This is a genomic window from Mycobacterium sp. E740 (genome assembly GCF_001672895.1).
In the GTDB taxonomy this organism is placed as follows: domain Bacteria; phylum Actinomycetota; class Actinomycetes; order Mycobacteriales; family Mycobacteriaceae; genus Mycobacterium.
The window spans coordinates 1-25,338 of sequence record NZ_LZKP01000196.1 but is presented as its reverse complement, the minus strand read 5'-3'; the positions used below and the strand labels follow the sequence as shown (position 1 = coordinate 25,338).

General features: G+C 67.7%; 32 protein-coding genes and 1 pseudogene. 2 read left to right on the top strand and 31 right to left on the bottom strand.

What is annotated here, in order from left to right; all coding sequences use genetic code 11:
• Window positions 1–43 precede the first annotated feature (43 nt).
• From rplO to A5663_RS19065, 24 genes are all read right to left on the bottom strand, one after another.
• On the bottom strand, window positions 44–487 hold the full coding sequence (rplO, locus tag A5663_RS19180; protein ID WP_068152764.1) for a 50S ribosomal protein L15: 444 nt from the start codon (window positions 485–487) through the stop codon (window positions 44–46).
• Between the two features lie 4 nt (window positions 488–491).
• Complete coding sequence (rpmD, locus tag A5663_RS19175) at window positions 492–671, bottom strand: 50S ribosomal protein L30 (protein ID WP_068152759.1); 180 nt, start codon at window positions 669–671, stop codon at window positions 492–494.
• A gap of 3 nt (window positions 672–674) precedes the next feature.
• Window positions 675–1,337: a 30S ribosomal protein S5 gene (rpsE, locus tag A5663_RS19170; protein WP_156744557.1), complete on the bottom strand. Its 663-nt coding sequence runs from the start codon at window positions 1,335–1,337 to the stop codon at window positions 675–677.
• A gap of 35 nt (window positions 1,338–1,372) precedes the next feature.
• Window positions 1,373–1,789 (bottom strand): 50S ribosomal protein L18, encoded by a 417-nt coding sequence (gene rplR, locus A5663_RS19165; protein ID WP_068152750.1) that lies wholly within the window; start codon window positions 1,787–1,789, stop codon window positions 1,373–1,375.
• 2 nt (window positions 1,790–1,791) lie between these two features.
• Window positions 1,792–2,331: a 50S ribosomal protein L6 gene (gene rplF / locus A5663_RS19160; RefSeq protein ID WP_068152747.1), complete on the bottom strand. Its 540-nt coding sequence runs from the start codon at window positions 2,329–2,331 to the stop codon at window positions 1,792–1,794.
• Between the two features lie 15 nt (window positions 2,332–2,346).
• A complete protein-coding gene (rpsH, locus tag A5663_RS19155; RefSeq protein ID WP_059165153.1) occupies window positions 2,347–2,745 on the bottom strand; it encodes a 30S ribosomal protein S8 in 399 nt (132 codons plus the stop codon).
• Window positions 2,746–2,841: 96 nt separating this feature from the next.
• Window positions 2,842–3,027, bottom strand: coding sequence for a type Z 30S ribosomal protein S14 (locus tag A5663_RS19150; RefSeq protein WP_059101363.1), 186 nt, complete (start codon window positions 3,025–3,027; stop codon window positions 2,842–2,844).
• A 3-nt stretch (window positions 3,028–3,030) separates the two neighbouring features.
• Complete coding sequence (rplE, locus tag A5663_RS19145) at window positions 3,031–3,603, bottom strand: 50S ribosomal protein L5 (protein ID WP_068152745.1); 573 nt, start codon at window positions 3,601–3,603, stop codon at window positions 3,031–3,033.
• Window positions 3,603–3,920 carry a 50S ribosomal protein L24 gene (gene rplX, locus A5663_RS19140; protein WP_068152742.1) on the bottom strand — a complete coding sequence of 106 codons (318 nt, stop codon included), beginning with the start codon at window positions 3,918–3,920 and terminating at the stop codon, window positions 3,603–3,605. The genes rplE and rplX overlap by 1 nt, the downstream gene beginning before the upstream one ends.
• Complete coding sequence (gene rplN / locus A5663_RS19135) at window positions 3,921–4,289, bottom strand: 50S ribosomal protein L14 (protein ID WP_068152738.1); 369 nt, start codon at window positions 4,287–4,289, stop codon at window positions 3,921–3,923.
• Window positions 4,290–4,543: 254 nt separating this feature from the next.
• A complete protein-coding gene (locus tag A5663_RS19130) occupies window positions 4,544–5,434 on the bottom strand; it encodes a formylglycine-generating enzyme family protein (protein ID WP_068152734.1) in 891 nt (296 codons plus the stop codon).
• Between the two features lie 36 nt (window positions 5,435–5,470).
• Window positions 5,471–7,822, bottom strand: coding sequence for an arylsulfatase (locus A5663_RS19125; protein ID WP_068152732.1), 2,352 nt, complete (start codon window positions 7,820–7,822; stop codon window positions 5,471–5,473).
• A 163-nt stretch (window positions 7,823–7,985) separates the two neighbouring features.
• Window positions 7,986–8,306, bottom strand: coding sequence for a 30S ribosomal protein S17 (rpsQ, locus tag A5663_RS19120; RefSeq protein WP_082974244.1), 321 nt, complete (start codon window positions 8,304–8,306; stop codon window positions 7,986–7,988).
• A complete protein-coding gene (gene rpmC / locus A5663_RS19115) occupies window positions 8,306–8,539 on the bottom strand; it encodes a 50S ribosomal protein L29 (RefSeq protein ID WP_068152728.1) in 234 nt (77 codons plus the stop codon). The genes rpsQ and rpmC overlap by 1 nt, the downstream gene beginning before the upstream one ends.
• Complete coding sequence (gene rplP / locus A5663_RS19110; protein WP_068152726.1) at window positions 8,539–8,955, bottom strand: 50S ribosomal protein L16; 417 nt, start codon at window positions 8,953–8,955, stop codon at window positions 8,539–8,541. Before rplP ends, rpmC begins: the two co-directional genes overlap by 1 nt.
• A gap of 2 nt (window positions 8,956–8,957) precedes the next feature.
• Entirely contained in the window at window positions 8,958–9,821 is an 864-nt protein-coding gene (gene rpsC, locus A5663_RS19105; RefSeq protein ID WP_068152723.1) for a 30S ribosomal protein S3, read from the bottom strand.
• Window positions 9,821–10,390 (bottom strand): 50S ribosomal protein L22, encoded by a 570-nt coding sequence (rplV, locus tag A5663_RS19100; protein ID WP_068152719.1) that lies wholly within the window; start codon window positions 10,388–10,390, stop codon window positions 9,821–9,823. Before rplV ends, rpsC begins: the two co-directional genes overlap by 1 nt.
• Window positions 10,387–10,668 carry a 30S ribosomal protein S19 gene (gene rpsS, locus A5663_RS19095; protein WP_006245110.1) on the bottom strand — a complete coding sequence of 94 codons (282 nt, stop codon included), beginning with the start codon at window positions 10,666–10,668 and terminating at the stop codon, window positions 10,387–10,389. Before rpsS ends, rplV begins: the two co-directional genes overlap by 4 nt.
• A 21-nt stretch (window positions 10,669–10,689) precedes the next feature.
• Complete coding sequence (gene rplB / locus A5663_RS19090; RefSeq protein WP_068152716.1) at window positions 10,690–11,526, bottom strand: 50S ribosomal protein L2; 837 nt, start codon at window positions 11,524–11,526, stop codon at window positions 10,690–10,692.
• Between the two features lie 28 nt (window positions 11,527–11,554).
• Window positions 11,555–11,857, bottom strand: a complete 303-nt coding sequence (gene rplW, locus A5663_RS19085; protein WP_068152712.1) for a 50S ribosomal protein L23 — start codon at window positions 11,855–11,857, stop codon at window positions 11,555–11,557.
• Window positions 11,857–12,510, bottom strand: coding sequence for a 50S ribosomal protein L4 (gene rplD, locus A5663_RS19080; protein WP_068152709.1), 654 nt, complete (start codon window positions 12,508–12,510; stop codon window positions 11,857–11,859). The genes rplW and rplD overlap by 1 nt, the downstream gene beginning before the upstream one ends.
• Before the next feature lie 2 nt (window positions 12,511–12,512).
• Window positions 12,513–13,166 (bottom strand): 50S ribosomal protein L3, encoded by a 654-nt coding sequence (gene rplC / locus A5663_RS19075; protein ID WP_068152705.1) that lies wholly within the window; start codon window positions 13,164–13,166, stop codon window positions 12,513–12,515.
• Window positions 13,167–13,180: 14 nt separating this feature from the next.
• On the bottom strand, window positions 13,181–13,486 hold the full coding sequence (rpsJ, locus tag A5663_RS19070) for a 30S ribosomal protein S10 (protein ID WP_003883485.1): 306 nt from the start codon (window positions 13,484–13,486) through the stop codon (window positions 13,181–13,183).
• Between the two features lie 361 nt (window positions 13,487–13,847).
• Complete coding sequence (locus tag A5663_RS19065; RefSeq protein WP_068152702.1) at window positions 13,848–15,431, bottom strand: carboxylesterase/lipase family protein; 1,584 nt, start codon at window positions 15,429–15,431, stop codon at window positions 13,848–13,850.
• A gap of 117 nt (window positions 15,432–15,548) precedes the next feature.
• Between A5663_RS19065 and A5663_RS19060 the strand changes: the two genes are divergently transcribed.
• Window positions 15,549–16,799 (top strand): cytochrome P450, encoded by a 1,251-nt coding sequence (locus tag A5663_RS19060; protein ID WP_068152700.1) that lies wholly within the window; start codon window positions 15,549–15,551, stop codon window positions 16,797–16,799.
• Here A5663_RS19060 and A5663_RS19055 read toward each other — a convergent pair.
• The gene (locus A5663_RS19055; RefSeq protein WP_068152697.1) at window positions 16,765–17,418 is read right to left on the bottom strand and encodes a TetR/AcrR family transcriptional regulator; all 654 of its coding nucleotides are present in this window, start codon (window positions 17,416–17,418) and stop codon (window positions 16,765–16,767) included. The genes A5663_RS19060 and A5663_RS19055 overlap by 35 nt on opposite strands.
• Before the next feature lie 96 nt (window positions 17,419–17,514).
• Here A5663_RS19055 and A5663_RS19050 point away from each other — a divergent pair, with 96 nt between their 5' ends.
• Entirely contained in the window at window positions 17,515–19,164 is a 1,650-nt protein-coding gene (locus tag A5663_RS19050; RefSeq protein WP_068152694.1) for an MFS transporter, read from the top strand.
• Here A5663_RS19050 and mftG read toward each other — a convergent pair.
• From mftG to A5663_RS22785, 6 genes and pseudogenes are all read right to left on the bottom strand, one after another.
• Entirely contained in the window at window positions 19,087–20,517 is a 1,431-nt protein-coding gene (mftG, locus tag A5663_RS19045; RefSeq protein ID WP_068152688.1) for a mycofactocin system GMC family oxidoreductase MftG, read from the bottom strand. The two genes, A5663_RS19050 and mftG, sit on opposite strands and share 78 nt — an antisense overlap.
• A gap of 16 nt (window positions 20,518–20,533) precedes the next feature.
• Window positions 20,534–21,946 (bottom strand): mycofactocin biosynthesis glycosyltransferase MftF, encoded by a 1,413-nt coding sequence (mftF, locus tag A5663_RS19040; RefSeq protein ID WP_068152685.1) that lies wholly within the window; start codon window positions 21,944–21,946, stop codon window positions 20,534–20,536.
• On the bottom strand, window positions 21,943–22,686 hold the full coding sequence (mftE, locus tag A5663_RS19035; protein ID WP_068152682.1) for a mycofactocin biosynthesis peptidyl-dipeptidase MftE: 744 nt from the start codon (window positions 22,684–22,686) through the stop codon (window positions 21,943–21,945). Before mftE ends, mftF begins: the two co-directional genes overlap by 4 nt.
• 122 nt (window positions 22,687–22,808) lie before the next feature.
• Complete coding sequence (gene mftD / locus A5663_RS19030) at window positions 22,809–23,999, bottom strand: pre-mycofactocin synthase MftD (protein WP_068152679.1); 1,191 nt, start codon at window positions 23,997–23,999, stop codon at window positions 22,809–22,811.
• Between the two features lie 3 nt (window positions 24,000–24,002).
• A complete protein-coding gene (gene mftC / locus A5663_RS19025) occupies window positions 24,003–25,214 on the bottom strand; it encodes a mycofactocin radical SAM maturase (protein ID WP_068152677.1) in 1,212 nt (403 codons plus the stop codon).
• Window positions 25,211–25,338: pseudogene (locus A5663_RS22785) on the bottom strand (mycofactocin biosynthesis chaperone MftB); the annotation flags it as partial. The pseudogene A5663_RS22785 and the gene mftC, both read right to left, overlap by 4 nt.

The following is a 25,338-nucleotide window of genomic DNA, read 5'->3' as shown; positions in this document are numbered from 1 at the left end:
CCCCGGGTGCGGCGAGCGCAGCCCGGCGCGGCGGGCCGAAGGATCAGAGCTCGGTCGCGCAACCGCCTGCGGCGGAGATCTTCTCGCGTGCGCTGCCGCTGAACTTGTGCGCGGTGACGTTCACCTGCACGGTGAGCTTGCCGTCGCCGAGCACCTTCACCAACGTGTTCTTGCGCACCGCGCCCGCGGCCACCAGCTCGTCGACACCGACGTCGCCGCCCTCGGGGAACAGCTTGTTGATGTCGCCGACATTGACGACCTCGTACTCGGTGCGGAACCGGTTGCGGAAGCCCTTCAGCTTGGGCAGCCGCATGTGGATCGGCATCTGACCGCCCTCGAACGTCGCGGGGACGTTCTTGCGGGCCTTGGTGCCCTTGGTGCCGCGGCCCGCAGTCTTGCCCTTGGAGCCCTCACCGCGACCGACGCGGGTCTTGGCGGTCTTCGAGCCGGGGGCCGGCCTCAGGTCGTGAAGCTTGATCGGCGTCATCGTTCTAGACCTCCTCAACCGTGACGAGGTGATGCACGGTCTTGATCAGACCACGCGTCTGCGCGTTGTCCTCGCGGACGACAGACTGACGAATCTTGCGCAGCCCCAACGACCGCAGGCTCTCCCGCTGCCGCCAGCGCGCCCCGATGGTGCTGCGCACCTGGGTGATCTTGAGTTCTGCCATGGTCTATGCCGACCCTTCACGCGCGGCCGACGCGGCAAGCGCCTCGGCCTCTCGGCGCGCCCGCAGCATGCCGGCGGGCGCCACATCTTCGATCGGCAACCCACGCCGGGCCGCGACCTCTTCTGGACGCTGCAGCAGCTTCAGCGCGGCGACGGTGGCATGCACCACGTTGATCGCATTGTCGCTGCCCAACGACTTGGCCAGGATGTCGTGCACGCCAGCGCATTCCAGCACCGCGCGCGCGGCGCCGCCGGCGATCACACCGGTACCGGGACTGGCCGGCCGCAACATCACCACACCGGCAGCGGCCTCGCCCTGCACGGGATGGGTGACGGTGCCGCCGATGAGCGGCACGCGGAAGAAGTTCTTGCGGGCCTCTTCGACGCCTTTGGCGATGGCGGCCGGAACTTCCTTGGCCTTGCCGTAGCCGACGCCGACCATGCCTTTGCCGTCGCCCACGATCACCAGCGCGGTGAAGCTGAAGCGGCGGCCGCCCTTGACCACCTTCGAGACGCGGTTGATCGAGACGACGCGCTCGAGGTAGTTGCTCTTGTCGCCGCCGTCGCGGCCACGGCCACCACGGTCATCGCGGCGGCCACGCCCGTCGCGGTCACCCCGCGAGCCACGGCCGTCCGAGGGGCCGCCGGCAGTTGCCTGTTCGGCCATCATGCAGTCCTTCCCATCTTGTTCACGTTCGTCATCTAGAAGTCCAGCCCACCTTCACGCGCCGCATCGGCCAGCGCCGCGATCCGTCCACCGTAGGTGTAGCCACCGCGGTCGAACACGACCTTGTCGATACCTGCGGCCTTCGCGCGCTCGGCGATCAGCTGACCGACCCGCACGCTGTGGGCCGTCTTGTCGCCGTCGACCGCGCGCACGTCGGCCTCGATGGAAGATGCCGCCGCGAGCGTCGTGCCCTCCAGGTCGTTCACCAGCTGCACGTGGATGTGCCGCGACGAACGGTTGACCACCAGGCGCGGCACGTCGGCCGTTCCCGAGATCTTCTTGCGCAACCGGGCGTGCCGACGCAACCGCGCCACCCGCCGGGTCTCGGAGATGTTCTGCCCCACGGGCTTGCGCGTCGAGGGCGCAGCCGAGTCTTTTGTCGTAGCAGCCATGCCTACTTACCTGTCTTTCCGACCTTGCGGCGGATCTGCTCACCCTCGTAGCGGATGCCCTTACCCTTGTAGGGGTCGCTCTTCCGCAGGCGGCGGATGTTGGCCGCGATCTGGCCGACCTTCTGCTTGTCGATACCGGAGATCGAGAACTTCGTGGGTGTCTCCACCGCGAACGTCACGCCCTCGGGGGCGTTGATGACGACGGGGTGGCTGTAGCCGAGCGCGAACTCCAGCGTGGATCCCTTGAGCTGCACGCGGTAACCGACGCCGAAGATCTCCATCTTCGTGGTGTACCCCTCGGTGACACCGGTGATGAGATTGGCGACCAGCGTGCGCGACAGCCCGTGCAGCGAACGGCTGCGCCGCTCGTCGTCGGGACGCGTCACCAGGATGGCGCCGTCGTCGTCGCGGGCCACCTTGATCGGCTCGGCGACCGCCAGCTCCAGGGTGCCCTTGGGCCCCTTGACCGACACGTTCTGCCCGTCGATCGACACGTCGACCCCGGCGGGAACCGGAACCGGTTGCTTTCCAATACGCGACATATCTCTAAACCTCCCTCACCACACGTATGCGAGGACTTCGCCGCCCACGCCCTCTTGGGCCGCCTGGCGGTCGGTGCGCAGGCCCGACGACGTGGAGATGATCGCCACGCCGAGGCCACCCAGCACCCGCGGCAGGTTGGTGGATTTCGCGTACACGCGCAGACCGGGCTTGGACACGCGGCGCAGGCCGGCGATGCTCCGCTCCCGACTGGGACCGTACTTCAGCTGCACCACAAGCGATTTGCCCACGCGGGCATCCTCGGTGCGGTAGTCGGCGATGTAGCCTTCCTTCTTCAGGATCTCGGCGATGTTGGCCTTGATCTTGGAGTGGGGCAGCGTCACCTCGTCGTGATACGCCGAATTGGCGTTGCGCAGACGGGTCAAGAAGTCTGCGATCGGGTCCGTCATGGTCATGACAGCCGGCTCACCTTTCTCGCGGTGGTTCCCGGTCTTCGGGCCTGCCGCAACCTGTTTGGTTGGTCTGGTCGGGCTTGGTCTGGCGGGGCTGGATTACCAGCTGCTCTTCTGCACACCGGGCAGTTCGCCGGCGTGGGCCATCTCGCGCAGGCAGATCCGGCACAGGCCGAACTTGCGGAAGACGGCGTGGGGGCGGCCGCAGCGCTGGCAGCGGGTGTAGGCGCGCACCTTGAACTTCGGCTTCTTGTTGGCCTTATTGACCAGTGCCTTCTTTGCCATTGCTCAGTTCTCCTTGAACGGAAAGCCCAGCGCCCGCAGCAGCGCTCGTCCTTCGTCGTCGGTCGTCGCCGTGGTGACGACGGTGATGTCCATGCCGCGGGGACGGTCGATCGAGTCCACGTCGATCTCGTGGAACACCGACTGCTCGGTCAGGCCGAAGGTGTAGTTGCCCGTACCGTCGAACTGCTTGGGCGAGAGCCCGCGGAAGTCGCGGATACGCGGCAGCGCAATGGAGATCAGCCGGTCGAGGAACTCCCACATGCGGTCGCCCCGCAGCGTGACCCGCGCACCGATCGGCATGCCCTCGCGCAGCTTGAACTGTGCGATCGACTTGCGCGCGCGGCGGATCTCCGGCTTCTGGCCGGTGATCAGCGCGAGATCGTTGACCGCGCCGTTGATCAGCTTGGCGTCGCGGGCAGCGTCACCCACGCCCATGTTGACGACGACCTTGACGACGCCCGGGATCTGCATGACGTTGCCGTAGCCGAACTCTTTCTGGAGCGAGTCACGGATCTCTTCGCGGTAGCGCTGTTTGAGGCGCGGGAGGGACTTCACGGAGCCTTCGGTGGTAGTCATCAGATGTCCTTGCCGTTGGTCTTGGCGATGCGGACCTTCTTGCCGCTCTCGTCGTCAACCCGGTACCCGATGCGGGTGGGCTTGCCGTCGGAGTCGACGACCATCACGTTGGAGACGTCGATCGGCGCCTCCTGGGTGACGATGCCGCCGGACTGTGCGCCGCGCTCGTTGCTCGACACCGCCGTGTGCTTCTTGATCCGGTTGACGCCCTCGACGAGCACTTTGTTGCGGGCCGGGTAGGCGACCAGCACCTTGCCCTTGGCGCCCTTGTCCTTCCCGGAGATGACGAGGACGGTGTCGCCCTTGTGGACCTTCATCTACAACACCTCCGGAGCGAGCGAGACGATCTTCATGAAGCGCTTCTCACGCAGTTCGCGGCCGACCGGGCCGAAGATGCGCGTGCCACGCGGATCGTTGTCGGGCTTGATGATGACGGCGGCGTTCTCGTCGAACTTGATGTAGCTGCCGTCGGCGCGGCGGCGCTCCTTGACCGTGCGGACGATGACGGCCTTGACCACATCACCGCGCTTGACGTTGCCGCCGGGGATGGCGTCTTTGACCGTCGCCACGATGACATCGCCGATGCCGGCATAGCGTCGCGACGAGCCGCCGAGTACACGGATGCACAAGATCTCCTTGGCGCCCGTGTTGTCGGCGACCTTCAGCCGCGATTCCTGCTGAATCACTCGATCTCCTCGACCTGGTATTTGTATGCACGCCAGATACCGACCTGGACGTGCGCGGTCTTGCTGTCACCGAAGAGCACGCGGGGCCTGCCGGAACGGCTGGCCGAGGTCTGCCCAAGGCAACCGCCTGATTCTATGGGACGACCTGCGGGAAACCAAATTCGCTCGCCCGCCGACACAATGTCGCGCTGAGAGCGGCGTCGCGCCTATATATCCACGGCATCGCTCTCAGACCGACATTGTGATCTGGCAGCTCAGAGGTCAGCCACGCAGCGGAAGCCGATGTGGGTGGTCGCGCTGTCCTGCGACTGCGGAGAGCGGGCCGCCGGCCGGTAGCGGTGGCAGTACTCCGGCGCGCACAGATGCGATCCCCCTTTGAGCGTCTGGTTGACCGTCGGGTCCGCGGGGCCGCTCGGCGCGCAGCACGCCGTGACCGTTCCGCCGAGGCGATGGTGCGCCGAGAACCGGGTGGTCGTCCACTCCCAGACGTTGCCGATCATGTCCAGCAAGCCGAACCCGTTCGGCGGAAACGTGCCGACCGGCGACGTGCCCACCCAGCCGTTCGCACCGGTGTTGCGATACGGGAAGGTGCCCTGCCAGGTGTTGGCCATCAGCCGGCCGCCGGGCGACACCTCCTCGCCCCACGGATAGGTCGTGTCCGCGCCGCCGCGCGCCGCGTACTCCCATTCCGCCTCGGTGGGCAGCCGGCGTCCGGCCCAGCGGGCGTAGGCCGCGGCGTCGGGATAGGCGATCTGCACGACCGGGTGGTCGGGCCGGTCGGCAAAACTCCAGTTCTCGTCACCCGGCCCCGCCGGGTGACGCCAGTCGGCACCGGGCACCCACTGCCACCACTGCCGCCAGTCGCGCAGGTCGACGGGCCCGGGTGTCGGGGTGAACACCAGCGCCCCCGGCACGAGGTCCTGCGGTGCGGCGCCGGGGTACAGGCCGGGGTCCAAGGGCTCTTCGGCGACGGTCCGGTAGCCGGTCGCGGCGACGAACTCTCCGTACTGCGCGTTGGTGACGGGATGGCGCTCGACGGCGAACGCGGGCACGTCGACGGTGTGCGCGGGCGCCTCTTCGGGATAGAACCGGGTCGAGCCCATTCGGAAGGAGCCGCCCGGCAGCTCGACGAGCTCGGTGAGCATGCCGCCAGAGTATGACGATCAGTCGCTGAGCGGCGTTCAGTCCTTGGCGAAAGCGCGCGCGAACTCCCGTTCGAGGTCCGCGTACGGTTTGCCCGAGACGTCGATGTTCACCTGGGCGATGGTCCCGCCGGTGAACGGGAACGGCGCCTTGTACGAGCGCGAGACCGGTGAACCGGTGTTGCGGCCGACGCTCAAGGTGGCGCCCGCGAGGCCGAACGTCCCCGGATGCACCTGCATCCCGGTCAACGTCGCCACCTCTTCGTCGTCGACGTACAGCGCGGCGTCGCCGAGCGGGGTGTGGCTGCCCGCCACCGTTCCGGTGCGGATGTAGGCGACGCCGAAGACGTGTGGACCCAACGGCACCGCGTCCGGCGAGGACAGCACCTGCTCCTTCTCGCCCAAGAAGTTGTACACGTAGTGCAGCCGACCGTCCTGCAAAAACATCACGTGACCGCCATGTGCGCCACCGTGTTTGAACACCACACCTTCAGCGCCGGTGGTGTCGACGGTCACCTCGGCCATCGCCGAGAACGACCGCCCCTGAATCTCGACCGCGGCGCCCGTGCCGACATCGGCCGTCCCCGCGTAGTACAGATACGAGTCACGCTGCCCTGCGAGGTGGGGCCGCCAGCGGGAAATCGTCTCGAAGATGTTCAGGTCGGCGAGCGGCAGCCCGTTGTACTTGTCGGCCTCGGCGAACCACAGCGCCTTGAGTTCTTCGAGTTTGTCGGGGTTCTCGGCAGCCAGGTCGCGACACTGGCTGCGGTCTGCCTCGATGTGGAACAGCTCCCAGCGGTCCTTGTCGAAGTGCGACCACCCGGCGGGCGATGCGGCGTGCACCGTGTTGGCGAACCACCCGTCGTGCCACAGACCGCGGGTCCCGAGCATCGTGTAGAACTGCGTGCGCTTGCCGGTCTGCGCCGACGCATCCGCAAGCACCGGTTTGAAGCTCACGCCGTCGAGGGGTTTCTGCGGCACTCCCTTGACGGTCTGCGGCGGGGTGATGCCGAGCAATTCGTAGATCGTCGGCGTGACATCGCAGACGTTGATGTAGTTGTCTCGCACTTCGCCGTGTGCGGCAATTCCGTTGGGCCAGGAGATGATCGCGGGGTCGGCAATCCCGCCCTCATGCGACGCGTACCGCTTGAACAGCTTGTAGGGCGTGCCGAACGCCATCGCCCAGCCGGTCGGATAGTGGTTGTAGGTCTCCGGTCCCCCGAGGTTGTCGAGCACGCGCAGGCTCTCCTCGACGGTGTCGATGTATCCGTTGAAGAACTTGACCTCGTTGACCGAACCGTTGGGGCCACCTTCACCGCTCGCGCCGTTGTCGGAGATGACGACGACGATCGTGTTGTCCAGTTGCCCCGAGGCTTCGAGGTAGTCCAGGATGCGCCCGAGTTGAGCGTCGGTGTACGACAGGAAGCCTGCGAACACCTCGGCCATGCGGGCGAAGACCCGCTTCTCGTCGTCTCCGAGCTCGTCCCAGGGCCGCACCGTGTCCTGGGCCGGCCAAGGTTCCCCGTTGGGGCCCTTGACATCCCGGTACGGGTTGATCGGAGACAGCTCGGTGTCGGCGGGCACGATGCCGAGCGCCTTCTGCTTCTCGAGCACGATCTCGCGATAGCGCTCGTAACCCATGTCGAACTTGCCGGCGTACCGGTCGGCCCACTCCTTGAAGACGTGATGCGGCGCGTGGCCGGCCCCGGGGCAGACGTAGGAGAACCACGGCTTGTCGGGCGCGATGACCTTCGCATCGCGGATGAACTCGATCGTCTTGTCCGCCAGGTCTTTTGACAGATGGTAACCGTCCTCCGGAGTTCCCGGCGGCGTCACGGGATGGTTGTCGTAGACCAGGTCGGGGTACCACTGGTCGGTCTCGCCGCCCATGAATCCGTAGAACCGTTCGAAACCGCGTGCCAGCGGCCAATGTCGTTTGGTGGCAGCCAGATTGGACTCCTCGAGCGGTGTGAGATGCCACTTTCCGACGCAGTAGGTGTTGTAACCATGCTCGGCCAGTACCTCCGGCAGCAGCGCGGTGTCGAACGGGATCCGTCCGTTGCATCCGGGGAAGCCGTCGGTGAACTCCTCGATAGTCGCCATGCCCACGGTCGTCGGGTTGCACCCGGTCAGCAGCGACGCCCTGGTCGGTGAGCACAGCGCGGTGGTGTGGAACTGCGACAATCGAACACCGCGTTCGGCGATGCGGCTCATCGTCGGCATCTCGACCAGGCCACCGAAACAGTCCCAGGTCGCGATCCCGGTGTCGTCCCACACGATGTAAAGCACGTTGGGGGCGCCTTCCGGCGCGGTCGGTGCGGCGTACGGCCCCCAGTCCGGTTCGGAGTCCCGGATGTCGAGTTCGATTCTGCCGTTGAATTCGCTCGCCATGGCCGCCTCGTCCCGTCTCACGTCGCAGTGTGGCCGCAGATTACACCCGCACCCTGTGCCGCAGTGGCTGACGAACAAGACCGGCCACAGGCGATCACCGCCGGGCCCGGCAATGGCAAAAGCCCCCGTACGCGATCGGTACGGGGGCTCTTGCGATGAAGGCTTACTTCGCCTTTTCGAGAATCTCGACGAGCCGCCAGCGCTTGGTGGCCGACAGCGGTCGGGTCTCCATCAGAGACACCCGGTCGCCGATGCCTGCGACGTCGTTCTCGTCGTGCGCCTTGACCTTCTTGGTGGTGCGGATGATCTTGCCGTAGAGCGGGTGGCTCTTACGGTCTTCCAGCTCGACCACGATGGTTTTCTGCATCTTGTCCGACACCACGTACCCGATGGCCGTCTTGCGACGCCCGCGCTGCTCCTCCTTGCGCGGCGTGTGCTTGGGACCAGCCTGAGTACCTTTGTCGTTCTTTTCTTTCTCAGCCATCACGAATCCTCACCCCCGGGCCCGGAAGCCAGACCCAGTTCACGTTCACGGAGCACGGTGTACACGCGCGCAATCTCCTGGCGCACCGTGCGAAGCCGGCGGTTGTTGGCCAACTGACCGGTCGCCATCTGGAAGCGCAGGTTGAACAACTCTTCCTTGGACTCGCGCAGCCGGTCGGTCAACTCGTCGTCGGTCAGCTCGCGCAGCTCGCCCGGCGTCACTCCCACTGCCATCAGAAGTGCTCCTCTCGGGTAACGATGCGTGCCTTGATCGGCAGCTTGTGGATCGCACGGGTCAGCGCGGCCCGAGCGGTCGCCTCATCGGGGTAGCTCAGCTCGAACAACACCCGACCCGGCTTGACGTTGGCCACCCACCACTCCGGTGAACCCTTACCCGAACCCATGCGGGTTTCAGCCGGCTTCTTGGTGAGCGGGCGGTCCGGGAAGATGTTGATCCACACCTTGCCGCCACGCTTGATGTGCCGGTTGATCGCGATACGCGCGGACTCGATCTGCCGGTTGGTGATGTAGGCGTGCTCGAGCGCCTGGATGCCGTAGTCGCCGAAGCTCACCGTGGTGCCGCCGCTGGCGACGCCGCGCTGCTTCGGGTGATGTTGCTTGCGGTGCTTGACTTTACGGGGAATCAGCATTGTCAGCTCTCCGTGTTCTCAGTCGTCGTCTCCGCCGTGGCACCGGCAGCCGCCTCGGTCCCGCCGGCAGCCTCGGCGGCGGCGGGCGCAGCTTCGGCACCGGTGGCCGCGCGACCGGCTTCGGTGCTCGTCGCCGTGGTACCCGAAGCGCCACTACGGCGCGGCCGGGTGCCCGAGGGACGCTCGCGGCGCGGCCGGTCCGCTCCGGCGGGCACGGCGGCGGTCAATTCGCGCTTGCCACCGACGATGTCGCCCTTGTAGATCCAGACCTTCACGCCGATCCGGCCGAAGGTCGTCTTGGCCTCGTACAGGCCGTAGTCGATGTCGGCGCGCAGCGTGTGCAGCGGCACTCGGCCTTCGCGGTAGAACTCCGAGCGGCTCATCTCGGCGCCGCCGAGACGACCCGAGCACTGCACGCGGATGCCCTTGACGTTGGGCTGCCGCATGGCCGACTGGATCGCCTTGCGCATCGCGCGGCGGAACGCCACGCGGTTGGACAGCTGCTCGGCGACACCCTGGGCCACCAGCTGCGCCTGGCTCTCGGGGTTCTTCACCTCGAGGATGTTCAGCTGAACCTGCTTACCGGTCAGCTTCTCCAGGTCGGCGCGGATGCGGTCGGCTTCGGTGCCGCGACGGCCGATCACGATGCCCGGACGCGCGGTGTGGATGTCCACCCGGACTCGATCGCGAGTCCGTTCGATCTCCACGTCCGCGATGCCTGCGCGTTCGAGTCCGGTGGCCAGCAGCCGACGGATCGCGACGTCTTCCTTGACGTAGTCCTTGTACTGCTTGTCGGCGTACCACCGGGACTTCCAGTCGGTGGTGATACCGAGCCGGAAGCCGTGGGGATTGATTTTCTGGCCCACTACTCCGAGCCCTCCTTCGCATCGGACGCTTCAGCGGTCTTCTTCGCGGCCGCCTTCTTCGCGGGCGCGGCCTTCTTGGCCGGCGCCTTCTTGGCGGGCGCCTCGGTCGCAGCCTTGCTCGCGGGGGCCTTCTTGGCCGCCGCGGCCTTGCTGCCCTGTGCCCGACGCGCGCGAGCGGCGCTGGCCGACTGGCCGCCGCCACGCTGCTCCTGGCTCACTCGGCTTTCCACGATCACCGTGATGTGGCTGGTGCGCTTGCGGATCCGGAAGGCGCGACCCTGCGCGCGGGGCCGGATGCGCTTGGCCGTCGGTCCCTCGTCGGCGTAGACGGTGGCGACCACGAGGGTGGACGGGTCCAGCCCCTCGTTGTTCTGCGCGTTGGCCGCCGCGCTCGCGATGACCTTGGCGACCGGCTCGCTGGCCGCCTGCGGCGCCCACCGCAGGATGTCCAGCGCTTCGGACACCGACTTGCCGCGCACCAGGTCGATGACCCGGCGCGCCTTCGTGGCCGACACGCGCACGAAGCGCGCCTTGGCGACGGCAGACGGATATTCAGTCGTGATACTCACCGGCGCTTAGCCTTCCGGTCGTCCTTGATGTGACCCTTGAACGTGCGCGTCGGTGCGAACTCGCCGAGCTTGTGCCCGACCATCGACTCGGTGACGAACACGGGGACGTGCTTGCGGCCGTCGTGCACCGCGAAGGTGTGCCCGATGAAGTCGGGGATGATGGTCGACCGACGTGACCAGGTCTTGATGACCTGCTTGGTGTTCTTCTCGTTCTGTACATCGACCTTCTTGAGCAGATGGTCGTCGACGAACGGACCCTTCTTGAGGCTGCGTGGCATCTGTGTCTGTCCTCCTGACGACTAGCGCTTCTTGCCGGTGCGCCGGCGACGGACGATGAGCTTGTTGCTCGCTTTGTTGGGCTTGCGGGTGCGACCCTCCGGCTTGCCCCACGGGCTCACCGGATGGCGACCACCGGACGTCTTACCCTCACCACCGCCGTGCGGGTGGTCGACCGGGTTCATCACGACACCACGAACGGTGGGACGCTTGCCTTTCCACCGCATGCGGCCGGCCTTGCCCCAGTTGATGTTGGCCTGCTCGGCGTTGCCCACCTCGCCGACGGTGGCGCGGCAGCGCACGTCGACGCGGCGGATCTCACCGGAGGGCATACGCAGCGAGGCGTAACTGCCTTCCTTGCCCAGCAACTGGATGCTGGATCCGGCCGAGCGGGCGAGCTTGGCACCGCCACCGGGCCGCAGTTCCACCGCGTGCACCAGGGTGCCGGCGGGGATGTTGCGCAGCGGCAGGTTGTTGCCCGCCTTGATGTCGGCGTTGGGACCCGACTCCACGATGGTGCCCTGCTTGAGTCCCTGCGGGGCGATGATGTAGCGCTTCTCGCCGTCGAAGTAGTGCAGCAGCGCGATGTTCGCGGTGCGGTTGGGGTCGTACTCGATGTGCGCGACCTTGGCGTTGACGCCGTCCTTGTCGTTGCGGCGGAAGTCGATCACCCGGTAGGCGCGCTTGTGACCGCCGCCCTTGTGGCGAGTCGTGATGCGCCCGTGCGCGTTTCGGCCACCCTTGCCGTGCAGCGGCCGCACCAGCGACTTCTCCGGGTGGTCGCGGGTGATCTCAGCGAAGTCGGAGACGCTGGCACCGCGGCGACCGGGGGTCGTCGGCTTGTACTTGCGAATTGCCATGTTTCTCTGGTTCTTTCCAGTCGCCGGCTTAGGCCGGTGCTCCGAACAGGTCGATGGGCTTGCTACCCGCTGCCAGCGTGACTATGGCGCGCTTGGTGCTCTTGCGCTTCCCGTATCCCGTACGGGTGCGCTTGCGCTTGCCCTGCCGGTTCGCCGTGTTCACCGAGTCGACCTTGACGCCGAAGATCTTCTCGACAGCGATCTTGATCTGCGTCTTGTTCGAGTCCGGATGCACGATGAACGTGTACACGTTGTCTTCGATCAAGGAGTAGGACTTCTCGGAGATGACCGGCGACAGGATGATGTCGCGGGGGTCAGTGACGGTCGCCATCAGGCCGACACCTCCTCTTTCGTCGTCTTGTTGGCGCTGATGTAGGCATCGAGCGCCTCGACGCTGAACACCACGTCGTCGGCCTTGAGCACGTCGTAGGTGTTGAGCTGGTCCGGCGAGATCACATGTACGCCAGGAAGGTTGCGCACGCTCTTGGCGCCGGTCTCGTCGGCACGGCCGATCACCACCAGTACCTGCTTGCGGTCGGTCAGCGTGGCCAGAAACGCCTTGGCGCTCTTGGTCGACGGGGTCTGACCTTCGATCAGCTCCGTGACCGCGTGGATGCGGCCGTTGCGGGCCCGGTCGGACAGCGCACCACGCAGGGCGGCGCGGATCATCTTCTTCGGCGTGCGCTCGCTGTAGTCGCGCGGCTTGGGACCGTGCACGGTGCCGCCGCCGGTGAACTGCGGCGCGCGGGTCGAGCCCTGACGGGCGCGTCCCGTGCCCTTCTGCCGGTACGGCTTCTTGCCGCCACCGGAGACCTCACCGCGGGTCTTCGTCGAGTGCGTGCCCTGGCGCGCCGCGGCCAGCTGCGCCGTGACCACCTGGTGCATCAACGCGATGTTGGGCTCGACGTCGAACAGTTCGGCGGGCAGCTCGACCGAGCCGTCCTTCGTACCGCCCGGGGTACGGACATCAATTTTGAGAGCCATAGTTACTTCTCGCCTCGCTTGATTGCGCTGCGGACCATCACGAGCCCGCCGTTGCGGCCGGGGATGGCGCCCTTGATGAGCAGGACGCCGTTCTCGGCGTCGACCTTGTGCACCAACAGGTTCTGCGTCGTCACGCGGTCGTTGCCCATGCGGCCGGACATCCGGGTGCCCTTGAACACCCGGCCCGGGGTGGCGCATCCGCCGATGGAGCCCGGCCGGCGGTGCACGGCCTGCGCACCGTGGCTGGCGCCCTGGCCGCGGAAACCGTGCCGCTTCATCGTGCCGGCGAAGCCCTTGCCCTTGCTGGTGCCGGTCACGTCGACGTAGGCGCCGTCGGCGAAGATCTCGGCCGTCAACTCCTGGCCGACCTCGTATTCGGCGGCGGCGGCCTCGTCGTCGAGGCGCAGCTCGGCCAGATGCCGGCGCGGGTTGACTCCGGCAGCCGAATACTGGCCCGTCACAGGCTTGTTCACCTTGCGCGGGCTGATCTCGCCGTAGGCCAGCTGAACAGCGCTGTAACCGTCGCGCTCCGTGGTGCGGATACGCGTCACGACATTGGGGCCGGCCTTGACGACCGTCACCGGCACGACCCGGTTGTTCTCGTCGAACACCTGCGTCATGCCCAGCTTGGTGCCCAGAATCCCTTTTCTAGCCATGAATCCGTGGTCTCCTACTGGATGTTGACGTCGACGCTGGCCGGCAGGTCGATGCGCATGAGCGCGTCGACGGTCTTCGGCGTCGGGTCGAGGATGTCGATCAGCCGCTTGTGGGTGCGCATCTCGAAGTGCTCCCGCGAGTCCTTGTACTTGTGCGGGGACCGGATGACGCAGTACACGTTCTTCTCGGTCGGCAGCGGCACAGGGCCGACCACGCTGGCGCCGGTTCTGGTGACCGTTTCCACGATCTTGCGCGCCGAGGCGTCGATCGCCTCGTGGTCGTAGGCCTTGAGCCTGATGCGGATCTTCTGTCCCGCCACGCTTCTCCTACCTCACTCGTACGGGCCCGGAATCGGGCCTTGTTCACCGGCGCAGTCACACTGCTATGCCGCCGCTGTTCTTCTGTCTGTGGTCCACCGGCACCCGCGGTCGGGCGTGTCGCCCGCACGCATACTCGTCCGCGACGAAATCGTCACGCTCGAGATTGGCACCGGATGCGTCCGGGTGGACGCGTATGCCCTCGGCCACGCGGTCTAGACAGGCACCGTCCCGGCTCAGGGCAACCCGAACAGTATGCCCTAGAAAACGGCACGCTCCAAATCCCTGGCCATGGGAAACCCGGCGGGACCGACGGAGGTGTCCAGCGCCCATTTCCGGCGCCGATGACACGGGTTCACCGGCTCAGCGACGCAGTCCGGCCCAGAACGCGCACTGGTGTTCTTGCTCGTAGTCGGTGACCACCCGGTTGCCGTCGGGACGCAGCGACAGCCGCTGGCCGGCGTGTTCGTCGGTCATCGCCGGCCACCCGGCTCCGGGTCGGCCGGATTTCACGAACTCGGCCCAGTAGCCGACCATCTGGTCGGACAACCGCTGCTGCGCCGGGTTCAGCGGCCCGGCGCCGCCCATGTCGAACAAATAGCGCAGCTCCACGGAGTGGCCGGCGCCGACGGGGAACGGTGCTGCACGCAACGGTTCGGGTGCCGGCGCGTCACGGTCGTCGAACTCGTAGGAGTAGACGGGTGCATCGCCGAGGGCATCGGCGATGAAGTCGGCGACACAGGCGAACTCACCAGCCGTCATCGCCGCCGAATAGGCCAGCGCGACGCTGCCACCGAACCGGTCCGGCGAATAGTGCTGCGCGACGGCACCCGCGTCCGGGCCGAACGCCTCGGCCAGCAGTTCGGGATAGTGGGCGCCGTCGAACACCCTGCCGCGGACGTACTGGAACGCGGCGAACAGGTTGAACTCGTCTGCGGTGGTGCCGATCAGCACGGGCACCCGAGCGGCCCTGCCCTCGGCGATACCGACGACGGGATTGACGGGCAGTGTCGGCGTCCCCGTCACCGGGCCACTGAGCCGTTCGGTGCCGAAGCGGCTGTACATCAGCGGGTGCTGCAGCTTGTCGGCGGGCAACGAGCGCAGACACTGTGCGGCCGAAGCCGGCTCTGCACAACCGATTTGGGCCGCGTACGCGATGCTGGTCCGCTCTGCGGTCGGCAGGTCGTACTGCGCCTGGCACGGGGCGCTCTGGATGATCGCGCCCTCGAACAGGCCGGCCGATCCGGGCGCGACGAGGTGGTCGCACACCGACATGCCGCCCGCCGATTCCCCCGCGATCGTCACCCGCGTCGGATCGCCGCCGAACGCGGCGATGTTGTCGCGCACCCACCGCAGCGCGGCCTGCTGGTCGGCCAGGCCGTAGTCGCCGATCGCGCCGTCGCGCCCCAGCGCCGGGTGCGCCAGGAAGCCCAGCGCGCCGAGGCGGTAGTTGATCGTGACGACGACGATGCCCTGGTCCGTCAGGCGGCGGGAGTCGTAGATGTCGCCGCTGCCGTTGAAGAAGCCGCCACCGTGGATCCACACCATCACCGGCCGCGGTTCGTCCGCCGGCGGCGGTGTCCAGACGTTGAGCGTCAGGCAGTCCTCGCTGGTGCGACGGCGGTCGACGTCGGTGCTGACGTCCTGGATACACCGCGCCCCCGGTCTCGTCGCGTCGCGAAGCCCGTCCCAACTGGCGGCCGGAGCCGGCGGCTGCCACCGAAGCCGCCCCACCGGCGGTGCGGCGTAAGGGATTCCAGCGAAATACCGGTAGTCGTCGGCGACGGTGCCGCGAAGGCTACCTGCTGCGGTGTGTACCACCGCCGGGTCGTCCGGCGGTTCCGGCGCCGCGGCCCTGCCCCCGCTCGCACAACCCGCAACGGCGAGCAAGACGGCGGCGAACAACAGCACAGTCGCCCGAGGCCGACCGGGGCATCGAAGTGGCACGGAGTCCGAGCGTACTGAGCTTGGCAGGGCCTTCCCTTTGCACCGTGGCCTCCGTCACATAGACTGGCGACTTGACACCCGTCAAGTTTTAGCCGGCCCGGTAGCGAAGGAGCCTCGATGAGCACGCCGACGATGGATGACGCCGCGAAAGTCCTCGCTGACCCGAAGGGCTACGCCGACGACGCGCGACTCCATGAGGCGCTCGCCCACCTGCGGGCCAACAACCCGGTGGCGTGGGTCGACAATCCGCCGTACCGGCCGTTCTGGGCGATCACCAAGCACGCCGACATCATGGCCATCGAGCGCGACAACGAACTGTGGCTGTCCGAACCGCGCCCGCTGCTCGCGACCGCCGAGGCCGACGACATCCTCAAGGCGCAACTCGAGGCGGGCATCGGCCTGCGCACCCTGATCCACATGGACGACCCGCACCACCGCAAGGTGCGCGCCATCGGAGCCGACTGGTTCCGGCCCAAGGCGATGCGCGCCCTGAAGGTCCGCGTCGACGAGCTGGCCAAGCGCTATGTCGACAGGATGCGCGACATCGGCCCGGAGTGTGACTTCGTCACCGAGATCGCGGTGAACTTCCCGCTGTACGTGATCATGTCGCTGCTCGGACTGCCGGAGGAGGACTTCCCCCGCATGCACATGCTCACCCAGGAGATGTTCGGCGGCGACGACGAGGAGTTCCAGCGCGGCAAGACGCCCGAGGACATGCTCGCCGTGCTCGCGGACTTCTTCAACTACTTCGCCACGCTCACCGCGTCGCGCCGGGCGAACCCGACCGAGGACCTCGCCTCAGCGATCGCCAACGGCCGCGTCGACGGTGAACCGCTCTCGGACATGGACACGGCCTCGTACTACGTGATCGTCGCCAGCGCGGGCCACGACACCACCAAGGACGCGATCTCCGGCGGCTTGCTCGCGTTGATCGAGAACCCCGGCGAGCTGGACCGGCTGCGTCAGGATCTGGATTTGATGCCGTTGGCCGTGGAGGAGATGATCCGGTGGTCGACGCCGGTCAAGGAGTTCATGCGGACCGCGGCGGCCGACACCAGCGTGCGCGGTGTGCCGATCGCCAAGGGCGAATCGGTTTATCTGGCTTACGTTTCCGGTAACCGCGACGAGGAGGTGTTCGACGAACCGTTCCGGTTCGACGTGGGCCGCGACCCCAACAAGCATGTCTCGTTCGGGTATGGAGTGCACTTCTGTTTGGGCGCTGCGCTGGCGCGGATGGAGATGAACAGCTTTTTCACCGAGCTGGTGCCGCGGTTGGAGTCGATCGAACTGGCCGGCACCCCGGAACTGACCGCCACCACGTTCGTCGGCGGCCTCAAACACCTTCCGATTCGCTACTCGCTGAAGTGATTCCGCGCGACTTTTTGGCGTGCGTGGCCAGGAAGCCGTCGACGGCGGCCTCCGCGCACGCGCGGTAGTCGAAGTCGGCGACGGTGGACAGTTTGCCGAGGATCAGCGGGCCGATGAGCAGCGCGATGGCCTGGATCCGATCCACCTCGTCGAGCTCGGCCACCGCCTGCGGGCTGTCCAGTATCGCGTCGAACGGAACGGAATACAGCGCGATGATCCGGGACCGCAGCGTGCCGACGGCATCCGAACCCGGTTGCCGCGCTTCGGGATAGGCGCCGACGTCGGGACCGGAGGCCATCCACGTCATCGCCGTGATCATCGCGGGCACTTCGGCGATCGAATCGGCCCAGCCCACCACCACCGCGATCAAGCGGTCGCGCAGGCTGCCGTCGGCGGGCGGCATCGGCGCCGGGTGGAGCAGGCTCATGAAGGCAGCAGCCATCAGGTCGTTGGCACTGGAAAAGTGACGGTACAGCGTGGCCCGCGCGACGTTCGCAGTCCTGGTCACCGCGTCGATCGTGACGGCGTTCGGTCCGCCCGACCGCAGCAGTGCCGTTGCGGCCTCGAGCAGACGGGCCCTGGATCGCGCCGGCCGCGGATCAGTACTCCCGCCGCTCATTCGTTTGATCTCCCTCCGCACCGGGAACAAGACTACCGGTCTCGCTACGAGACTATTGGTCTCGAAAATCGTCCCGCCGAAGGAGAGCAAAGACCGATGGTCACCACCCTCGCCCGGCCAGACCAGGATATCGACGCGAACCTGGCAACTCTGGGCAAGTTCGGCCGGCTCTGGCTGCTCACTGTCGCTGCTCTCGATGTTCTGCTGGTGATCTCGTCGATGGTGGCGCTCAATGCCGCGCTGCCCGACCTCGCCGTGGACACCTCGGCGACCCAGACCCAGCTCACGTGGGTGGTGGACGGTTACACGCTGGTCCTGGCCTGCCTGCTGCTGCCGGCCGGGGCACTCGGCGACCGGTACGGCCGGCGCGGCGCCCTGCTCGTGGGACTGGCGATCTTCGCGTTGGCCTCTCTGGCGCCCGTGTTCTTCGCCGGCCCGGTACAGATCATCCTGGCGCGGGCCGCCGCGGGTGTCGGGGCGGCGTTCATCATGCCGGCGACACTGTCGCTGCTGACGGCGGCGTTTCCGAAAGACGAACGCAACAAGGCCATCGGCATCTGGGCAGGCGTCGCGAGTTCCGGCGCCATCGTGGGCTTTCTGGGCACCGGCGTGCTGCTGCAGTTTTCTTCGTGGCAGTCGATCTTCTGGGCGTTCGCGGCGGCCGGCCTGGTGCTGCTGCTGTGCACGTTGACGATCCGGTCCTCCCGCGATGAGACCGCGGCCCCGATCGACTGGGTCGGCGCCGTCACGATCGGCTCAGCGGTGGCGGTGTTCGTGTTCGGCGTGGTCGAAGCACCGATGCGAGGTTGGACGCACCCGGTGGTCTGGGGTTGCATGGCTCTCGGCGTGGTGCTGGCAGCGGTGTTCGCGATCGTGGAACTGCGGCGGCGGCACCCGCTCCTGGACGTCCGGCTATTCTCGCGACCCGACTTCGCCACCGGATCGATCGGCATCACCTTCCTGTTCTTCGCCAACTTCGGGTTCTTCTTCGTCGAGATGCAGTACATGCAGCTGCTTCTCGGCTACAGCGCACTGCAGACGGCCTTCGCGCTTGCGCCACTGGCACTTCCAATCATGGTGCTGGGCGCCACCATGCACCTGTACCTGCCGAAGGTGGGGCTGCGAACCGCGGTATCGGCGGGGCTGCTGTTGCTTGCGGCGGGCCTGTTCTGGATGAGCTTTCTAAACGTCGGAGCTTCCTACCTCGATTTGATGTGGCCGCTGCTCGTCACAGCGGCCGGCATCGGGTTGTGCGTGGCGCCGACCACGTCGGCGATCATGAACGCGGTGCCCACGGAGAAGCAAGGTGTCGCGTCGGCTGTCAACGACACCACCCGCGAAGTCGGCGCTGCGGTGGGCATCGCGGTCGCGGGGTCGGTGCTCGCGGCGCAGTACAACACGGCGCTGGCGCCGGCGATCGCCGCCTTCCCGCAACAACTGCGCGACGCGGCGTCCGACTCGCTGGCCAACGCGCTGGCCGTGGCGGACCAGTTGGGACCGGAGGGGGCCAGGCTGGCGGCGGCCGCCGAGAACGCCTTCGTCGACGCGATGGGCTTGTCGCTACTGGTGCTGTCGCTCATCGTGGCCGTCGGGGCGGTGTTCGTCGCGCTGTGGGCGCCGGGCCGTGACGGTGAACAGTCCCGCTTCGTGCGGCGCTTGACGTCGCGGTCAGACGACGAAACCGGCGGCGCGGTGCGCGAGCATGACGATGGTCGCGTGCGGTCCGCGGCTGGGGATCGCCGGTAGTACCGCCCCGTCGACGACCCATAAGCCGTCGACTCCGCGCACCCGGCAGCGCGGATCGACCACCGCGGCGTCGTCGGTGTCCGCGCCCATCGGGGCGGTGCCGGACAGGTGCTGCGATGTCGACCACGCCACCGGGCCGACTTGCGTTGTCGCGCTGACCAATTCGCGAGCCAAGTCTGCTCCGGCCCGCAGCTTCGCCACGTCGTCGGGTTCGGAGTCGTAACGATGCTCGATGACCGGAAGGGTGTCAGGGTCGGCAGCGACGACGCGCACCCGCCCACGAGACTTCGGCCGCATCAACGCCACACCGATGTGTGGGTGGTCGGCGGGGTCGTCGCGCCGGCCGCTGACCATCGCGCCGAAACCGGCGGTGTAGGGCCGGATCTCGACGGGATCCGCTGTGGTCAGCACCGCCTCGAGTGGGGGTGATCCGTGAGTTTCCGCCCAGTTCACGGGTAGCACCAATTCGGGGTGGTCCGAGGTGGCCGTCCCCACTGGCAGGTCGACGACGACGGGTATGTCGGCCGCCGCCAAGACGTTCTGTGGTCCGACGCCGGAGAGCATCAGGAGGTGCGCCGATCCGATTGCGCCGGCGCACAGCACAATTCGGTCGGCGCAGAGTTCGGTGATGCCCTCGGCACCCACGCACTCGACGCCGACCGCCCGGCCGCCGCTCATCCGGATTCGAAGCACGCGGGTGTGGGCCAGCAGCGTGAGATTCGGCCGGTCGATCGCGGGTCGCAGGTAGGCGCCGCCGGGGCCGAGACGGGTGCCCCGGTGGATGTTCAGCGGCACGGCGCCCACTCCGGACCCCGAGGGCTCGTCGCGCATCGAACCGTTGAGGTCGTCGATCCAGGGATATCCGGCAGCCGTCGCGGCCTGTACGAAAGACGCTGTGCACCCGTCGAACTCAGCGACGCGCCGGATGAGAATGGGCCCGTCGGAGCCGTGCACCGCGCTGGCGAAGTCCAGATCGGTTTCGATCGCGCGGAAATGCGGCAGCACCTCCGGCCACGTCCACTCCGGCAGACCCCAGCCGTCGAAGTCGGCGGGCAGACCTCGACAGAAATAGCCGCCGTTGACCGCGCCCGAGCCGCCGACAACGGCACCGCGCATGAGCTGCGCGTGGCGCGGCGGATCGACGGTCAGCGTGCTGGGATACCGCCGTACCACCGAGCTGGCGGTGCCGATGGGCAGCCGCAACCCGTCGCTGATCTGGGCCCGCACCTCGGGGTCGGTGGGGCCCGGACCCGATTCGACGACGGTGACTGCACACGACGGGTCTGCGGAGAGTCGCTCGGCGAGAACAGAACCGGCACTACCGGCGCCGACGATCAGGACGTCACTACGCACGCGACAATGCGTCGTTTCAGGTCCGGATCTGAGGTTTGAGCGCGCCGAGATGGCGCTCACGAACCACACCCGCCCAGAGGCCGGCGCCGTAGGCGATGTCGTCGAGCCGCTTCAACAGGATGTAGCTGAGCAACCCGACCCGCTTGGTTTCCTCGTCGGCGTTGCCGTTGCGGGTCAGCCAGTCGACGACTCCTTCGACGACGGCGGCGAGCAGCACCACCTGCCGGCATCTGCGGGACAGCAGTGCCCCGACCAACGCGAGTGGCCAGTAATGCCGGCAGATCGCCGAGGCAAGCTGCATCGCCGCCGACCACAGGCCGTGCGCCGCCACCACCGCGACGTCCTTGGGTTCGGTCTCGACGCTGGACAGCGACTTCGCGATGCGGCGGCCGGTGATGACCGCGACGACGATCGAGGCCAGGTATCCGATCGACGATCCCATCGCCATGAGGATCCACGCGAGCAGCGTCCAGCCCGAGATCACCAGCGGAGCGGTCTTGCCGGGATGGCGAACCGACAGGGGCGCCGCCGCCTCGCCGTAGAAAGACCTGCGCGAGAACCACTCTCGCAGCTGCGTCCGATGGTCGTGGGCCACCAGCGCGATGGGCTCGTAACGCAGTCGCGCACCCGACTCGATGAGGCGCCAGCACAGGTCGACGTCTTCGCCCGACGACAGGGTCTCGTCGAAGCCACCCACCTCGCGCAGCACGGACCGGCGGCAGATGATCGCCGCGCTCGGTACGTACGAAACGGTGCCGTACGGCATCACGGGGGCTTCGCGCAGGCCCAGGTCGAGCGACGAGCGCACCGCCTCGTAGCGGGCGACCAGGTTCTCGGGTTCGCGCAGGCCGACGATGCGGGGCGCGACCAGGGCCACGGACGGGTCGCAGAAGTGGCCGAGCAACGCTTCCAGCCAGCCGCGCCGGGGGACGACGTCGCTGTCCAGAAACGCCACGTAGTCGGTGTCGCAGACCGCCAGCCCGGTGTTGCGCGCCGCCGCCGGCCCTTGACTTCGGTCGTGCCGCAGCACGTGCACATCGCCGTGGATGTCGCTGAAGTCGGACCACTCGAGCGGTGTAGCCGAGCCGTCGTCGACGATCACGACCCGTAGGCCCCGCACCGCCGTGAGCAGTCGACGCACCCCAGACACGTTGTCGCGCACGGGAACCACCACGGTCACGTCCCGGTGCGACGGGCCGCTGGCGGGGCGCGGGTGCGCCACGGTGGCGTCGAGCAAGGTCCGCGCCAGCTGCGCGCTCACGGCGTCGTGCACCTCGAGCCGACCGCCGGTGAGCATGGTCTGCGCGGCCGGCGCCAGTCGGAGAAGCCGGGTCGGGGAACCACCGAGCAGGGCAGACCCCTCGCCGAGCACCTTCACTCGGCGATCGACCTGGACGGCAAAGCCGTCGGGGAGGCGCGGTCCCGTCATGTCAACATCCCGTCGCGGTCGGGTACCCAACGCGTGATTCGCCGCAAACCTGCCTCGACCATCTCGGCCCAGATCCGCGCGCCCTCCTCGGCGGTCGCGGTCGTCGGGTCACCGAGCACGCCGACCTCGCTGACCGCGGCGACACCGCCCGCGCGCAGCTCGGGGATCAGTTCGCGAAGGGGCGCGACGTTGCCCGGCACCCGCTCGTGCATGCGGACGTCGCTCGGCGAGATATGTAGCAATACAGAGGTTTCGGTGTGCCCGGCGTGCGCATCGGCCCCCGCGACGGTGCACGGGCACCAGGCGGCATCGCGACCCTCGTAGCGCAGCAGTGCGGTCGCGCCGGCCAGCGCCTCGACATTGCCGCCGTGACCGTTGACGAACACCACCCGGGAGGCCCACCGCGACGCCGACCGGCCGTATTCCACCAGCAGCAGCCGCAGCGCGGACGTCCCGATCGAGACGGTGCCGCTGAACTCCTCGTGTTCACCGCTCGCGCCGTAGGCGACGGGGGGTGCGACCAGCCAGTTCCAGCCGTCGTTACCGCCCAGTCGGCTCACAACGGCTCGGGAGACGGCCGTCGCGATCCTGGTGTCGGTGTCCAGCGGCAGATGAGGACCGTGCTGTTCGGTCGAGCCGAGGGGAACGAGCAGCGCCGACTGGGTGCTCTGCAGCTGTTTCGACGTCGCATTCGCGAGCTCGCTGACAGATGGCACCCGCCGATGGTAGGCCGAATTCACCTGTCGTGCGCCAAATGTTGGCGCATGCGCGGCAATTGATTCAACCGAATTTCGGCGGTGCAGCGGCACGCTGTCCCGTGAGCCTCCTGCGTCCCGTCTGTACCAGCGGATCCCGGCCGACCTCAGGCGGTCGGACCGCCGGGCACGCCGAGCGCACGGGTGAAGCCGGGGGGCACCAGCACGTCATCCGCGCCGAGATCCCGCACCGACGCCCGACCCAGCCCCATCAATGCAGAATCGATGCCTCCGCGCAGCACGTCGAGCACGTTCTCGACACCGGCCTGCCCGTTGGCCGCCAGGCCCCACAGGTACGCCCGACCGATCATCACCGCCCGAGCACCGAGCGCGACAGCCTTCACCACGTCGCTGCCGCGACGGATACCGCCGTCGAGCAGCACCTCGACGTCGTCACCGACCGCCTCGGCGATCGCGGGCAGCGCGCGGATCGACGCCGGTGTCCCGTCGAGGTTGTTGCCGCCGTGGTTGGACACCGAGATCGCCGAAACGCCTGCATCCACAGCGCGTTTGGCGTCGTCAACCCGCATCACGCCCTTGAGCATGAACGGGCCGCCCCACAGTTCGCGCAACCAGGCAATGTCCTCCCACGTCGGCGGCGGGGTGCCCATCCACTCGCCGTAAGCCGCGAAGAACGGCGGGCCGGGCTCGCCGCGTCCCGCCTGATTGGGCACCCGCAGGTTGGGCGGCCGGAACGTCTTTCCCCATTGCCACATCCACCGGGGCCGCGCCAGCCCGGTCGGCAGCATCCGCACGGTGGTCCGCAGGTTCATCGCTTCCGGGATCTTGGGGCTGCCCCAGTCGCGGCCGTGCGAGAAGCTCCAGTCGGTGGTGACGATCAGCCCGACCGCACCGGCCGCGCGGGCGCGCTCAACCCTGGCCGCGATCGCGTCGCGGCCGCCGAGCCAATAGACCTGGAAGAACAGCTTGGGGTTGGCCGCGATGACTTCTTCGATCGGCTTGCTGGCAAACGAGGACAGGCCCATCGCGGTGCCGCGGGCAGCGGCCGCGCGCGCGACCGCGACCTCCCCGTCGGGATGCACCGCCTGCACCCCGGTCGGCGAGATCAGCACGGGCAGCGAAATCTCTTGTCCCATCACGGTGGTGGCGAGATCGCGCTTCTCGGTCGCCCCGACGACGTGCGGCGCGAAACCCAGTTCGGCGAAGGCGTCGACGTTGTCGGCGACCGTGACGCCCTTTTCGCTGGCGGCGAGCAGCGCCGCGTACACCGGTTTGGGCAGGCGACGCTTGGCCCGCTCCTGAGCGGCGGCGACGGTCTCGAACCACGTGTCGGCCATGACTTACACCGGGCTTTCGTTGCAGATCCGTTTCGGAGGCGCTCCGGCTCCGACATGGGATCGGGGCGGAGTGGTCAGCAGTTTCAGCATCACCGGTCCGGAGCGCGAGTGGTCGACGCTGGACTTCGGCTTGACCCGCTCGCGGGCCAGCGCGGAAGCGCCGTAGCCTTCCACGCACTCGGGGTCGGGGCCGTCCATCGGAAGGCCGGTGAAGAACTTGGCGGCCATGCATCCGCCACGGCAGCTGTCGTAGTGGCCGCAACTGGCACACGCGCCCGCCGACTGCGGCTCGCGCAGTTCGCGAAACAGCGGAGCGTTCTTCCAGACGTTGGCAAAGCCAGTCCCAAAGCCTGAGTCGGACAGGACATTTCCGGCGTGGAACCGGTCGTGGATGGCGAACGGGCACGCGTAGACGTCACCGACCGGGTCGATGAGGCATACGACTCGGCCGGCTCCACACAGGTTGAGGCCGGCCAGCGCGCCGGGCTCCCCGAGTCCGGCCAGGTGGAAGAACGAGTCGCCGGTCAGCACGCGCTCACCCTTGGCGACCAGCCAGTCGTAGAGCTGGACCTGCTGCTCGGCGGTGGGGTGCAGGTCATCCCATACGTCGGCGCCGCGGCCCGACGGCCGCAACCGGGTGATGCGTAGGGTCGCACCGTAACGGTCTGCGAGAGCGGCGAATTCGTCGAGCTGGCCGACGTTGTGCCGGGTGACCACCACGGAGATCTTGGCGTCTCGGAAGCCGGCGTCGGCAAGGTTCTGCAGCGCCCTGGTGGCCATCGCGAACGAGCCGGCGCCGCGCACGGCGTCGTTGACCTCCGCCGTCGCACCGTCCAGCGATATCTGGACGTCGACGTAGTCGCTGGCCGCGAGCCGCTTCGCCACCTCCGCGGTGATGCGCACGCCGTTGGTGGAGAACTTCACGCCGACGTGGTGCGCGGTGGCGTAGTCGACGAGCTCCCAGAAGTCCGACCGCACGGTGGGCTCACCCCCGCCGATGTTGACGTAGAACACCTGCATGCGTTCGAGCTCGTCGATGATGTCCTTGCACTGCTGCGTGGTCAGCTCACGCGGATCGCGCTTGCCCGACGACGACAGGCAGTGCACGCAGGCCAGGTTGCAGGCGTAGGTCAGTTCCCATGTCAAACAGATCGGGGCGTCGAGGCCATGCTCGAACTGCTCGACGAGGCGGGGTACGGGCTGTACAGAAGTCATTGCGGCACCAGCATTTTCGATTGGGCGAGCACTCCGAGCGCGTGCAGATACGGCGCCTGCTGCGCGTCGTCGATCCCCGCCGCGCGGCAGGCGGACCGGACGTCGGGGTGGTCAACTCGCTGGC

Coding starts and splice junctions, on each gene's coding strand:
- A5663_RS19050 (WP_068152694.1), top strand. CDS start 17,515: ATGGTCACCACCCTCGCCCGGCCAGACCAGGATATCGACGCGAACCTG.
- mftC (WP_068152677.1), bottom strand. CDS start 25,214: ATGACTTCTGTACAGCCCGTACCCCGCCTCGTCGAGCAGTTCGAGCAT.
- rpsS (WP_006245110.1), bottom strand. CDS start 10,668: ATGCCACGCAGCCTCAAGAAGGGTCCGTTCGTCGACGACCATCTGCTC.
- rplC (WP_068152705.1), bottom strand. CDS start 13,166: ATGGCTAGAAAAGGGATTCTGGGCACCAAGCTGGGCATGACGCAGGTG.
- rplB (WP_068152716.1), bottom strand. CDS start 11,526: ATGGCAATTCGCAAGTACAAGCCGACGACCCCCGGTCGCCGCGGTGCC.
- A5663_RS19150 (WP_059101363.1), bottom strand. CDS start 3,027: ATGGCAAAGAAGGCACTGGTCAATAAGGCCAACAAGAAGCCGAAGTTC.
- A5663_RS19130 (WP_068152734.1), bottom strand. CDS start 5,434: ATGCTCACCGAGCTCGTCGAGCTGCCGGGCGGCTCCTTCCGAATGGGC.
- rpmD (WP_068152759.1), bottom strand. CDS start 671: ATGGCAGAACTCAAGATCACCCAGGTGCGCAGCACCATCGGGGCGCGC.
- mftD (WP_068152679.1), bottom strand. CDS start 23,999: ATGGCCGACACGTGGTTCGAGACCGTCGCCGCCGCTCAGGAGCGGGCC.
- A5663_RS19060 (WP_068152700.1), top strand. CDS start 15,549: ATGAGCACGCCGACGATGGATGACGCCGCGAAAGTCCTCGCTGACCCG.
- rpsH (WP_059165153.1), bottom strand. CDS start 2,745: ATGACCATGACGGACCCGATCGCAGACTTCTTGACCCGTCTGCGCAAC.
- rplP (WP_068152726.1), bottom strand. CDS start 8,955: ATGCTGATTCCCCGTAAAGTCAAGCACCGCAAGCAACATCACCCGAAG.
- A5663_RS19125 (WP_068152732.1), bottom strand. CDS start 7,822: ATGGCGAGCGAATTCAACGGCAGAATCGAACTCGACATCCGGGACTCC.
- rpmC (WP_068152728.1), bottom strand. CDS start 8,539: ATGGCAGTGGGAGTGACGCCGGGCGAGCTGCGCGAGCTGACCGACGAC.
- rpsQ (WP_082974244.1), bottom strand. CDS start 8,306: ATGGCTGAGAAAGAAAAGAACGACAAAGGTACTCAGGCTGGTCCCAAG.
- A5663_RS19055 (WP_068152697.1), bottom strand. CDS start 17,418: ATGAGCGGCGGGAGTACTGATCCGCGGCCGGCGCGATCCAGGGCCCGT.
- mftF (WP_068152685.1), bottom strand. CDS start 21,946: ATGACGGGACCGCGCCTCCCCGACGGCTTTGCCGTCCAGGTCGATCGC.
- rplO (WP_068152764.1), bottom strand. CDS start 487: ATGACGCCGATCAAGCTTCACGACCTGAGGCCGGCCCCCGGCTCGAAG.
- rplF (WP_068152747.1), bottom strand. CDS start 2,331: ATGTCGCGTATTGGAAAGCAACCGGTTCCGGTTCCCGCCGGGGTCGAC.
- rpsE (WP_156744557.1), bottom strand. CDS start 1,337: ATGGCCGAACAGGCAACTGCCGGCGGCCCCTCGGACGGCCGTGGCTCG.
- rplE (WP_068152745.1), bottom strand. CDS start 3,603: ATGACTACCACCGAAGGCTCCGTGAAGTCCCTCCCGCGCCTCAAACAG.
- rplX (WP_068152742.1), bottom strand. CDS start 3,920: ATGAAGGTCCACAAGGGCGACACCGTCCTCGTCATCTCCGGGAAGGAC.
- rplD (WP_068152709.1), bottom strand. CDS start 12,510: ATGGCTCTCAAAATTGATGTCCGTACCCCGGGCGGTACGAAGGACGGC.
- rplW (WP_068152712.1), bottom strand. CDS start 11,857: ATGGCGACCGTCACTGACCCCCGCGACATCATCCTGTCGCCGGTCATC.
- rplR (WP_068152750.1), bottom strand. CDS start 1,789: ATGGCTGCTACGACAAAAGACTCGGCTGCGCCCTCGACGCGCAAGCCC.